The sequence below is a fragment of the Micrococcaceae bacterium Sec5.1 genome, from assembly GCA_039636795.1.
Lineage (GTDB): Bacteria > Actinomycetota > Actinomycetes > Actinomycetales > Micrococcaceae > Arthrobacter.
Genome location: CP143430.1, coordinates 125,409 through 136,774, shown reverse-complemented (window position 1 = coordinate 136,774; position 11,366 = coordinate 125,409). Strand labels below are relative to the sequence as shown.

The window sequence follows — 11,366 nt, the reverse complement described above, 5'->3', positions numbered from 1 at the left end:
CCGTCAACCACACCCCACCCACCACAACCCACACACCCACAAAACGCGGGGGCAGGGGCTGATAACAGTGACCGGGACGCCGGAAGCAGGAACAAAAGAAACACCAGAAGATGCCCCCCTGCATTGCTGCAAAAAGGTCCTGTTGCCTCAGGACCCAACAGTGCGCCAAACACAACCCCATACCACCCACGCCCCGGCAGCGTTCCACACAACACCACACCCCCAAAAGGGGCACGGGTTGCCGTACTGGCACCAGGACACAACCGGTAAAGGCCATGCCAAAGAAGTTTGATTCGTTGATGTTTCCACCCATGAGCACCCACCGCAGAACAGACGCCTGCGCAATGGGCAACACTGACAACCACATTCCGCACCCATGCAGGCACGGCAAGAAGTTGTTAGCAGCTCCTTAGAAAGGAGGTGATCCAGCCGCACCTTCCGGTACGGCTACCTTGTTACGACTTAGTCCCAATCGCCGGTCCCACCTTCGACGGCTCCCCCCACAAGGGTTAGGCCACCGGCTTCGGGTGTTACCAACTTTCGTGACTTGACGGGCGGTGTGTACAAGGCCCGGGAACGTATTCACCGCAGCGTTGCTGATCTGCGATTACTAGCGACTCCGACTTCATGGGGTCGAGTTGCAGACCCCAATCCGAACTGAGACCGGCTTTTTGGGATTAGCTCCACCTCACAGTATCGCAACCCTTTGTACCGGCCATTGTAGCATGCGTGAAGCCCAAGACATAAGGGGCATGATGATTTGACGTCGTCCCCACCTTCCTCCGAGTTGACCCCGGCAGTCTCCTATGAGTCCCCGCCATCACGCGCTGGCAACATAGAACGAGGGTTGCGCTCGTTGCGGGACTTAACCCAACATCTCACGACACGAGCTGACGACAACCATGCACCACCTGTAAACCGACCGCAAGCGGGGCACCTGTTTCCAGGTCTTTCCGGTTCATGTCAAGCCTTGGTAAGGTTCTTCGCGTTGCATCGAATTAATCCGCATGCTCCGCCGCTTGTGCGGGCCCCCGTCAATTCCTTTGAGTTTTAGCCTTGCGGCCGTACTCCCCAGGCGGGGCACTTAATGCGTTAGCTACGGCGCGGAAAACGTGGAATGTCCCCCACACCTAGTGCCCAACGTTTACGGCATGGACTACCAGGGTATCTAATCCTGTTCGCTCCCCATGCTTTCGCTCCTCAGCGTCAGTTACAGCCCAGAGACCTGCCTTCGCCATCGGTGTTCCTCCTGATATCTGCGCATTTCACCGCTACACCAGGAATTCCAGTCTCCCCTACTGCACTCTAGTCTGCCCGTACCCACTGCAGAACCGGAGTTGAGCCCCGGTCTTTCACAGCAGACGCGACAAACCGCCTACGAGCTCTTTACGCCCAATAATTCCGGATAACGCTTGCGCCCTACGTATTACCGCGGCTGCTGGCACGTAGTTAGCCGGCGCTTCTTCTGCAGGTACCGTCACTTTCGCTTCTTCCCTACTGAAAGAGGTTTACAACCCGAAGGCCGTCATCCCTCACGCGGCGTCGCTGCATCAGGCTTTCGCCCATTGTGCAATATTCCCCACTGCTGCCTCCCGTAGGAGTCTGGGCCGTGTCTCAGTCCCAGTGTGGCCGGTCACCCTCTCAGGCCGGCTACCCGTCGTCGCCTTGGTAGGCCATTACCCCACCAACAAGCTGATAGGCCGCGAGTCCATCCAAAACCACAAAAGCTTTCCACCCCCCACCATGCGATGAGGAGTCGTATCCGGTATTAGACCCAGTTTCCCAGGCTTATCCCAGAGTCAAGGGCAGGTTACTCACGTGTTACTCACCCGTTCGCCACTAATCCCCCAGCAAGCTGGGATCATCGTTCGACTTGCATGTGTTAAGCACGCCGCCAGCGTTCATCCTGAGCCAGGATCAAACTCTCCGTTGAAAAATAACAGACACAACCACACCCACCGGAAATAACGGCCAGCGCGGCTGCACAAAATTCGAAACCAGCTGAAAACCAGACCACCACACACGGGGGTGCGCAACGGCCTGGCCATAATTTCAACCAATCAATAAAACAATCGGCATCAACAAACTTGGCACACTATTGAGTTCTCAAACAACAGACACTAACCGGCACCACCCGCACCCCTAACAGGGCCACAGGATCGCTCCGGAGCAACTTTGCAAAGTTACCCGATTCGGTCGCATGAAGCAAACCGTCCTCAGCTTCCCCAACCAGATCAGAGGCGCAAAAAGCACCACCGGAATCCGGCAATTTGAAGGGGATTTCGTCACCTTTATTTCCGCATCAGCGGCGGCGACTCAGATAACTTTACACGCGCCATACCGTCCGAACAAATCCACCCAGACACCGCTTAAAACGCCGTAAACACTGGGGAAACAGCCCAGAAACGTCTCAATATCCGAAGAACCAGTATCCGTGAACCCCGTCACACAAAGAAATGGTGGCAATAGCCGCGCTTTGAAGCGGCACCCAGGATCCGCCGTCGAGCCTAGTCAGCAGCTCGTACTTGGCAAGCCAAATAGGCACTGAGCTCAGCAGCAACCGGCCCAAGCGCATCAGCACCTGAGAGCACATCGGGCGAAACACGTCAGGACCTGAGAGAACGTCGGTCCAAACACGTCAGGACCTGAGAGAACATCGGGCAAAACGGGTCAGGACCTGAAAGAACGTCGGTCCAAGCGCATCAGGACCTGAGAGAACATCGGGCAAAACGCGTCAGGACCTGAGAGAACGTCGGGCAAAACGGGTCAGGATGTGAGAGAACGTTGATAAGGGCAAGAGGCTGTTTGGCGGGCATCCGGCAGCGCGCGTCCAAGCGAGGCACGAGCGAGCGCGCAGAGGATGCCCGCCTATCGGCCGGGCCCAGCCGAACAGCCGGACCCAGCCGAACAGCCGGACCCAGCCGAACAGCCGGGCCCAGCCAAACGGCACGAAGACTCAGTGACCGCCGTGGCCTGCGCCCTCGGTTTTGCGCATCATCGCACCGAGCACCACTGCGGCGCCGGCAATGATGGTTGCCGCCAGGAAGGCTGCCTGCATCCCGGCTACCAGGCCGGAGGATGCGGACACTACGGCGAAGATGGACACGAGCAGCGCAGTGCCAGCGGCGCCGGCAACTTGCTGGGCTGTGCTCATGATGGCCGATCCGTGGGAGTACAGGTGCGGAGGCAGCGGGTTCAAGCCGGTGGTGAAGGCAGGGGTGAAGAGCAATGCCAGGCCGAGGCTCAGCGTCACGTGCAGCGCAATCACCCATCCCAGAGCACTGGCCTGGTCCAGGCGCGAGAACTGCCAGAGCGTCAGGACCATGAGGACCGAACCGGATACGGTCAGGGGCAGGGGACCCACTTTGTCGAAGATCCGCCCGATTACAGGACCCAGCAGACCCATGGCCAGACCGCCGGGCAAGAGCGCCAGGCCGGTTTCCATCGGCTGGAGGTGCAGGGTGTTCTGCAGGTACAGCGGGAGCAGGATGACGCCACCGAACAGGGCCATCATCGCTACGACCATCAGCAGTGTGGACACTGTGAACATTCGGAAGTTGAAGGCCCGGAGATCCAGCAGCGGCGAATCGGTCTTCTGCAATTTGAGTTGGCGGAAGACGAACAGCGCCAGGCACACGACTCCAACCACGAGTGCGATGATCGGGACCACCCCGGCGTTGGCGCCACCGATCTGGCTGAGGCCGTAGACCAAGCCACCGAAAGCAGGAACGGTGAGGACCACTGAAGTGAAGTCCAAGCCAGTCTTCCCGCGCTCCCCCACATTGGTGAGGAACTTGGCGCCAATCGCCAAGGCAGCCAGCGCTACGGGGAGCACGAACACGAACATGAAGCGCCACGAGAAGTGGTCCAGGATGATGCCTGAAACGGTGGGACCCATGGCGGGAGCGACTGAGATGGCGATGCTGACGTTGCCCATAACGGCTCCGCGCCGGGACATCGGTACAAGCGTGAGAATGGTGGTCATCAGCAATGGCAGCATGATGGCCGTGCCGCCGGCCTGGACGATGCGTGCCAGGAGCAGCACGGGAAACCCGGGCGCCAGGGCGGCCAGCAGAGTTCCGCCGCTGAAGAGTCCCATGGCGAGCATGAACGAGCCCCGCGTGGTCAATCGCTGCAGGATGAATCCGGTGGTCGGAATGACGACCGCCATGGTCAGCATGAACCCGGTGGCGAGCCACTGGACCGTGGGCGCATCCACCTTCAGATCGGTCATCAGCCGCTGGAGCGCCACGTTCATGATGGTCTCGTTGAGGATCACCACAAACGTGGCGACCAACAAGGTGACAATGACCGTGACGGATTCACGGGACATCTTCGCTGAGACAGGAGCCTGCGTGAGCGCTTCCTCTGTGGAGGCAGCACTTGCGGACGCGCCGGAACCGGGCTCGCTGTTGGCGTCGGACGTGACGTCGGTAGACATGAGGATTCCTCAGGTTTGGGCTTGGATTCCGGCGATCAATGCCGGTGAAGACAGGAACAGTCTAGACGCCCAAGAGATTCCCGTCAGCAGAAAATCCAAACGTTAGGTATTCAACCTCAGGAATTAAGCGGAACGTTGTCTATCAACCGCACAGGACCCACCTTTGCGGCAACGATTGCCAGCCCTTCGCCGCGGAACGGAGTCTCCTTGCAGTTCTCGGCCAGCGGCTCAAGAGTGGTGGGATCCACGACGTCGAAATAGTCCAGTTCCACCAGTGGCTGGGATTCAACAAGGGCGACGGCGGAATCCAGGTCCAGTGGTTCATGTGCGTTCGCGCGGGACTCGATGAGGCGCAGAGCCCGTGAGAGCACCAGCGCTGCGTCGCGTTCTTCGTCCGAGAGGAAGCGGTTACGGCTTGAAAGAGCCAACCCGTCGTCACTGCGGACGATTGGCACCGGCACGATCTCCACGGGGAAGTTCAGGTCCACGACCATCCTCTTCACGAGGGCAAGCTGCTGGGCGTCCTTCTGGCCAAAGTAGGCACGGTAGGTCGGCGTCGAACCGTCCGCAGCTGCACCGCCGGGAAGTCCGTAGTGCAGCAACTTGGCCACCACGGTCAGGGCACCGTCGAAGTGCCCGGGTCGTGAAGCGCCTTCCCATTTCCCGCCGAGCGGGCCGGCCGTGACGCGAACCAGCGGCTGGCCACCCGGGTACACCTCGTCCACGGAGGGTGCGAAGACAAGGTCCACTCCTTCGGCATCGAGGAGGGCCATATCGGCCTCAAGGGTACGGGGATAGCGGTCGAGATCCACGGCGTCGCCGAACTGGAGCGGATTCACGAAAATGGTGGCTACCACGACGTCGTTCTCAGCCACTGCGGTCCACGCCAGCGCTGCATGGCCGGAGTGCAGCGCGCCCATGGTCGGCACCAGGCCTTGGGAACTTCCTCCCTTGGAAGCCAGGAGCCGGGCGCTTTCAGCACGCAGTTCGGCCGCGGTGGTTACGAGTTTGATGGCCATGCTGTTCAGATTCCTTCCGGCGCCGTGGGCTCTGTTCCCAAGGCCTCGCCAATGTCAGTCAGTTGTTCAGGGCGCAGCAGTCCGCGGTTTCCGGCACGCCGGGCCGTTGCCCGGGCCATGGCCTGGTAGGCCGCAAGCACGTCCCCGCCCGCACCGCCGTCGTATTCTTTCAGCGCCTGGGCGTGCGCAGCAACGGTGCCTACATCGCCGCGCGCGACTGGACCGGTCAATGCAGACTCCCCGGACGCGAGAGCGTTCTCGAGTGTGGCCCGCAGCAATGGACCCAGCATGGTCTCCGGGGATTCGACGCCGATTTCCCGCAGCAACTGGGATGCCTGCGCAACAAGCGTCACCATGTGGTTGGAGCTGTGCGCGAGGGCCGCGTGGTACAGGGTGCGGTCTGCCTCGGCGATCGCTACCGGCTCGGCACCCATCTCCACTACCAGGGCCTGGGCAATCGGCAACATGGCGGCGTCGGCTGTGACTCCGAAGGTGCAATCCATGAGGCGGGTCAGGTCCAGGCTCATGCCGGTGAAAGTCATGGCAGGATGCATGGCAAGCGGAATGGCACCCGCGCTGCGGATCGGTTGCAGGATCCCGACGCCGAAACGGCCGGATGTATGCGCCACCAACTGGCCCGGTTGCCAGGCACCAAGCTTCGCGAGTCCCTCAACAAGTTCGCCGAGGGCATCGTCGGGAACGGCCAGCAGCACCAGTTCCGACCGCTCCACAATGTCCTGGATCCCAAGGATCGGGACTCCCGGCAGCAGCGTCTCTGCCCGCTCGCGGCTCGCTTCGGAAACGGCGGAAACCCCGACGACGGCGTGCTCGGCCGCGCGCAAAGCGGCACCCAGGACGGCACCCACCTTTCCGGCGCCGATGATGCCGACTCCGAGTCTTCCTGGCCTAACCATGCTGAGGGTCCTCCTGGGTTGGTGCTTGCGGTAGTGATTCAGGTTCTGATTGTGGTAGAGTCTGGCCGCTTACCTCGGCGAGCCATTGCTCGCTGGTCTGCCGCCTTCTCGCCTCGCGGGCACGGGCGGCCTGCTGGTCGAACAGCTGCACAGCCTGCTCCACGTCAGCCTGATAGAGGCGCGGCACAACAGGTCCCGCCGTGGTGTGGAGGACAAGATCAGCCACCCCGAAACGCCGCGCCAGCGGACCTTGCTGCAAGGCCATGGACTGTGTGCGCTGATGGGGAACCAGAACCAGGGTGCGCCACCATCGGCCGGATCGAATCAACAATGCCGTTCGCGTGGCCAGGAAACCATTGCGCCGCCAGCCCAGTGGTGCCAGGAGCCAGGCCCGGCGCGGAGTAGTGACGAAACCATCCGTGGAGGTAGGCCCAGCCAACCCTTCCAGCGCGGAAGTGAACACCCGTTCCGGATCCTCAACACCCGGGTCCGGCAGCACGAGGGACAGCATCCGCATGACATCCGGCTTCAAGCCCACTGGCAGCAAAGTGGTCCGCGCAGCGTTCTCATTGCCTGCCGCGCCACCGTAGCCGGCCACGTTAACTTGCATGCGGTACCAGCCGAAGATCCTCCAGATGGGCGGCTGCCTGACCTTCAGTGCCTGGATTCGGCCCGGGGGCAGGGTCTGGGCTTGCGTGTCCAGGAGCCCGTAGCGTAGCCGGATCCCATCAGGGGAAATCGCCGCGGTGAAGTTGTAGCCCTTGTTGAATGAGTTCCAATAAGCAGCACCAATGCCCAGCACGGCCGGGATCAGCGCCAGGAAGATGGCGCTGTTTTCGGTGTACACGGAGATGGCTATGGATGCGGCGGCGCCGAGCAGGATCCCGACGGTCTGCTCGCTCAGCAGGAGCGAGCCAATAAGCCGGGAAGGCGGCACGGACAAGACAACGTGCTCCGGCGCTTCGGGGATTTCTTGCGCAGTTTCCGGGCCGCTCACCACTCCGGCGGCACGGGCAAGGATAGTGGCGCGTAACTGTTTGGCCTGGGCCAGCGGAAGGTAAGCGAGCCGCACGGCCGACTCGCCGGCGTCGGCGACTTCAAACTTGAGCTCAGCGAGGCCAAAGATCCTCGCCAAAAGGGGCTGCACGATGTCGATCGCCTGGACCCGGTCCAACCGAGCCTGCCGCTGCTGCCTGAACACGAATCCTGTGTTGACCCGGACATAGCCCTCGGCCACCTGGTAGCGCGTGAAGTACCAGCTCAGGATGAATCCGCCCACCGTCAGGAGAAGCACAATGCCGCCACCGGCCAACAGCCAGGGAACCCGTCCGTTGAGGTTGGGATCCAGGATGTCGCGGCCCTGAAGTACGCGTTCAAAGGCGTCGCGACCGAAAAAGTATCCGACGGCGGCCAGCGCCACCCAGCCGCGTACGAACGGTGACGCTGGATGCACGCGCCGCCAATCGCCGTCGTCCGCTTTAGCCGGGAGGCCCACGGTGGCGCTACCCCCCGTGCTCACAGCCCGGCCAGCCTGGCTTCTCCACGTGCCGAGAGCTGTTCACGCAGCCGTGCGCCTTCCTCGGCAGGAAGTCCAGGCAGGTAAGCGCTGGTTCCAGCTGAAGCCGTGTGAAGTTTCAAGGTGCAAAGACCAAGGCCGCGTTCCACCGGACCAACAGTCACATCCACGTACTGCATCCGGCCGTACGGGACCACCATGGTGCGTTGGAAAAAGATGCCACGGCGAATGAGGAGATCGTCATCGCGCTCCGCGTAACCGATTGCACGGACCTGGCGCGGAATCAGCACGAGCCGCCACAACGCCAGGACAAGCATCACCGCGGGTACTGTGATGGCGAGCCACAGCGGAGGCCAGCGCCACCAACCCAGCTGCACAAACACGAGAGGGAGGCTAAGGATCGCCACCATCACCAGGTTTCCAATGGCCCACTCCACCAAGCGGACCGTGACGTACTTCGGGGAGACCCGCAGCCACTGGACGCCGGGAGGGTCAATCGCCTCGGTACGCATACTCGCCTTCGCCTTTTGCTTCCCCGCGGCGGGTTTCCGGTCCAGGGGTGCCACCTTCGAGGTCTTCCGGTGGGATCCGGCAGAATCTCTCGACCACCAGGCCGACGACCACCATCACCACGCCACCACCGCCCATCAGGACGGCGTTCCAGAGGATGCCTTCACCACTGCGCAAGGTCCCGATTCGGAGAAGGTCAAAGGAGATGCCGGCGTGCCAGCCCAGGAGGAGCGTCCCGGCATATGCGCAGGCTTGGGCAAGGATCAGCGTCCGGGCGGCAAGGATCGGGTTGAGCAGGTTCTTCTTCTTGCCGTTACGCCACCGCAGCACCCGGATTCCCATGATCAGGGTGAGTACTGCGATGACGCCCATGGTGACCAGTGCGGAAACCGGAAGCACGGGAGTGGGCATGCTGAAGCGGTTTGTTGCCGCCGTGGCCAGCCAACCGATGGCGGCAGCGATGATGGCGATGATGACCAGGACCGCGGGGCGCATGGGCTTCACTTCTACTCCACCGCTCCCGTCGCCGGAACACCTGCGATATCGCCGTAGCCGTCGAACCGACGGATGTCGGGCATGTCCTCAGCTGCGGCCGCCAACTCTGCAACGCTTTGCCCGTTCAGTTGGGCGTTCGGCTCCAGCAGCGACCATGGGTACAGGACAAAGGCGCGTTCGGCCGCCCTCGGATGAGGCAGGGTCAGGACGGGGTCGTCACTGACCACGTCACCGAAAACGATGATGTCTACGTCCAGTGTTCGCGGACCCCAACGCACTTCACGGGTGCGGTGGTGCTTCTGCTCGACGTCGTGGCAGTGCCGCAACAACTCAAGTGGACTGAGCGTTGTCTCAACTGCCATGACCATGTTCAGGAAATCGGGTTGCCCTTCCGGGCCGCCGACTGCTTTTGTCTGGACCACCGGAGACACTCCAAGGAGCCTTATGTCCGGCGGGTCCACGAGATCGGCGACGGCGGTGGAGAGGGTGTCGTTCCGCTCGCCGAGGTTGCTGCCGAGGGCCAGGATCGCTTTGGTGTATCCGGAGTTCATGATCGCTCCCTGTGGACACTCACAGTGACATCGCCAAACGGAACCTCAATGGGCGCTTTCGGCTTATGGACGGTGACATCCACTGCGGCCACGTTGTAATTGGCGAGGATGCCATCGGCGATCCTCACTGCCAACCCCTCAATCAGGTTCAGCGGCTCGCCCTCAATATGCGAGGTGATGAGCTCAGCCACCTCGCCGTAGTGCGCGGTGTACTGGAGGTCATCCGTCTCCGCAGCCTTGCTGAAGTCAGTATGAAGGACGGCGTCCACGACGAACGGCTGGCCGTCCCGGCGCTCGAAATCGAACACTCCGTGATGGCCGACGGCGGTGACACCGGTCAGCGTGATCCTGTCCACAAGGTCCTCCGGTCAGCGGGCGATTCGAGCAGCAACCTTGACGGCGTCAAGGCTCGGACCGACGTCGTGGACGCGAACAGCCCAAGCACCCTTCGCAGCGCTCAAAGCAGTGATAGCTGCGGTGGCGGCGTCGCGTTCCAGCGGTGCGGCAGACTTGCCGGCAACAGTGAGGAGCGAGCCGAGGAACCGCTTGCGTGATGCAGCCACCATGACCTTGTGGCCGAGTGAGAACAGCTTGTCCAGGTTCTTAAGGATTTCCCAGTTCTGGTTCTCGTTCTTGGAGAAGCCAATCCCGGGGTCAACGATGATCTGCTCCGGAGCGACGCCTGCCGCGTAAAGTTTGTCGCGGACACCGCTGAGCTCAGCCACAACGTCTTCCGTCACGTTGTTGTACTCCGTGAGGCTGTCCATAGTGCGGGCATCGCCACGACGATGCGTGAGGATGTACGGGACCTTGGTGCGTGCGACGAGCTCGGGCATGTCCGGCTCGATGGTCAGGCCGGAGACGTCGTTGATGATCGCCGCGCCGGCTTCCACGGCAGCGGCCGCAGTTGACGTGTGCATCGTGTCGATACTGACGAGTGCGCCAGCCTTCACCAGCGCCTGGATCACCGGGAGGACCCGGCGTTGTTCTTCTTCAGGAGAAACGGGTTCGGCGCCGGAGCGCGTGGACTCGCCACCGACGTCGATGATGTCCGCGCCGGCGTAGAACATACGCAGCCCGAGCGCGATGGCGGTGTCCGGCGTGCGGTGGGTGCCGCCGTCGCTAAAGGAATCCGGTGTGACGTTGAGAATTCCCATAACGAGCGTGCGGTCCGTTGGCAGGTCCTCAAACCTGGCCGCGGGCCGCGGCTTGCGGAGAATCGGCAGTGGGCTTGTGGCCGGGCCGGTTCCGGGTGCTGCAGCGAGGGAATCCATATATTGCTTACCTTCCGAGTATGAGGCTCATGGCCTCGGCGCGGGTGGCCGGGTCATGGAGCTGACCGCGCACCGCACTGGTGACAGTCTTGGCGCCGGGCTTGCGGATGCCGCGCATGGACATGCACATGTGTTCGCATTCGATGACGACTATCGCCCCACGCGGGTTGAGGTGCTTGACCAGTGCCTCAACGATCTGGGTGGTGAGCCGCTCCTGCACCTGGGGCCGGCGCGCATAAATGTCCACCAAACGGGCCAGCTTGCTCAGGCCCGTCACCTTGCCCTCATGTGACGGAATATAACCGACATGAGCCACCCCGTGGAACGGCACCAGGTGGTGTTCACACGTGGAGTAGAAGGGAATGTCCTTCACAAGGACAAGCTCTTCATGGTCAAGGTCAAACGTGGTGGAGAGGACATCTGCCGGGTGCTGGTGGAGGCCCGCGAAGACCTCCGCATAGGCCTTGGCAACACGCTTGGGCGTGTCATGCAGGCCCCCGCGATCAGGGTCTTCACCAATCGCCAGCAGGATTTCACGTACTGCCGCTTCAATGCGCGGGCGGTCTACTTTGTGGCCCCGCTTGCCGTCCGCGGCTGAGCCGTGGTCGGCGGCGAGGTCGTCGTCGTCGAAATGAGTCACAGCAGA

At 62.0% G+C, this 11,366-nt stretch carries 10 protein-coding genes and 1 rRNA gene; all 11 read right to left on the bottom strand.

Annotated features, from left to right (window positions below; translation table 11 throughout):
• Positions 1 to 413: 413 nt before the first annotated feature.
• Positions 414 to 1,933: ribosomal RNA gene (locus VUN82_00700) — 16S ribosomal RNA — on the bottom strand.
• 1,023 nt (positions 1,934 to 2,956) lie between these two features.
• Positions 2,957 to 4,441, bottom strand: coding sequence for a DHA2 family efflux MFS transporter permease subunit (locus tag VUN82_00695; protein ID XAS72410.1), 1,485 nt, complete (start codon positions 4,439 to 4,441; stop codon positions 2,957 to 2,959).
• Between the two features lie 116 nt (positions 4,442 to 4,557).
• The gene (panC, locus tag VUN82_00690) at positions 4,558 to 5,460 is read right to left on the bottom strand and encodes a pantoate--beta-alanine ligase (protein XAS72409.1); all 903 of its coding nucleotides are present in this window, start codon (positions 5,458 to 5,460) and stop codon (positions 4,558 to 4,560) included.
• Between the two features lie 5 nt (positions 5,461 to 5,465).
• Positions 5,466 to 6,374 (bottom strand): DUF2520 domain-containing protein, encoded by a 909-nt coding sequence (locus tag VUN82_00685; protein ID XAS72408.1) that lies wholly within the window; start codon positions 6,372 to 6,374, stop codon positions 5,466 to 5,468.
• On the bottom strand, positions 6,367 to 7,893 hold the full coding sequence (locus VUN82_00680) for a PH domain-containing protein (GenBank protein ID XAS72407.1): 1,527 nt from the start codon (positions 7,891 to 7,893) through the stop codon (positions 6,367 to 6,369). The genes VUN82_00685 and VUN82_00680 overlap by 8 nt, the downstream gene beginning before the upstream one ends.
• Positions 7,890 to 8,402: a PH domain-containing protein gene (locus VUN82_00675; protein XAS72406.1), complete on the bottom strand. Its 513-nt coding sequence runs from the start codon at positions 8,400 to 8,402 to the stop codon at positions 7,890 to 7,892. Before VUN82_00675 ends, VUN82_00680 begins: the two co-directional genes overlap by 4 nt.
• Positions 8,383 to 8,904 (bottom strand): DUF3180 domain-containing protein, encoded by a 522-nt coding sequence (locus tag VUN82_00670; protein ID XAS72405.1) that lies wholly within the window; start codon positions 8,902 to 8,904, stop codon positions 8,383 to 8,385. The genes VUN82_00675 and VUN82_00670 overlap by 20 nt, the downstream gene beginning before the upstream one ends.
• 2 nt (positions 8,905 to 8,906) lie before the next feature.
• Positions 8,907 to 9,446: a 2-amino-4-hydroxy-6-hydroxymethyldihydropteridine diphosphokinase gene (gene folK / locus VUN82_00665; protein ID XAS72404.1), complete on the bottom strand. Its 540-nt coding sequence runs from the start codon at positions 9,444 to 9,446 to the stop codon at positions 8,907 to 8,909.
• Entirely contained in the window at positions 9,443 to 9,802 is a 360-nt protein-coding gene (gene folB / locus VUN82_00660; GenBank protein XAS72403.1) for a dihydroneopterin aldolase, read from the bottom strand. Before folB ends, folK begins: the two co-directional genes overlap by 4 nt.
• Before the next feature lie 12 nt (positions 9,803 to 9,814).
• A complete protein-coding gene (folP, locus tag VUN82_00655) occupies positions 9,815 to 10,720 on the bottom strand; it encodes a dihydropteroate synthase (protein ID XAS72402.1) in 906 nt (301 codons plus the stop codon).
• A gap of 7 nt (positions 10,721 to 10,727) precedes the next feature.
• Positions 10,728 to 11,360, bottom strand: coding sequence for a GTP cyclohydrolase I FolE (gene folE / locus VUN82_00650; protein XAS72401.1), 633 nt, complete (start codon positions 11,358 to 11,360; stop codon positions 10,728 to 10,730).
• Between the last annotated feature and the right edge of the window lie 6 nt (positions 11,361 to 11,366).

Excerpts from the sequence above, each read along its gene's own strand:
- VUN82_00695 (XAS72410.1), bottom strand. The coding sequence starts at position 4,441 with ATGTCTACCGACGTCACGTCCGACGCCAACAGCGAGCCCGGTTCCGGC.
- panC (XAS72409.1), bottom strand. The coding sequence starts at position 5,460 with ATGGCCATCAAACTCGTAACCACCGCGGCCGAACTGCGTGCTGAAAGC.
- VUN82_00685 (XAS72408.1), bottom strand. The coding sequence starts at position 6,374 with ATGGTTAGGCCAGGAAGACTCGGAGTCGGCATCATCGGCGCCGGAAAG.
- folK (XAS72404.1), bottom strand. The coding sequence starts at position 9,446 with ATGAACTCCGGATACACCAAAGCGATCCTGGCCCTCGGCAGCAACCTC.
- VUN82_00675 (XAS72406.1), bottom strand. The coding sequence starts at position 8,402 with ATGCGTACCGAGGCGATTGACCCTCCCGGCGTCCAGTGGCTGCGGGTC.
- folP (XAS72402.1), bottom strand. The coding sequence starts at position 10,720 with ATGGATTCCCTCGCTGCAGCACCCGGAACCGGCCCGGCCACAAGCCCA.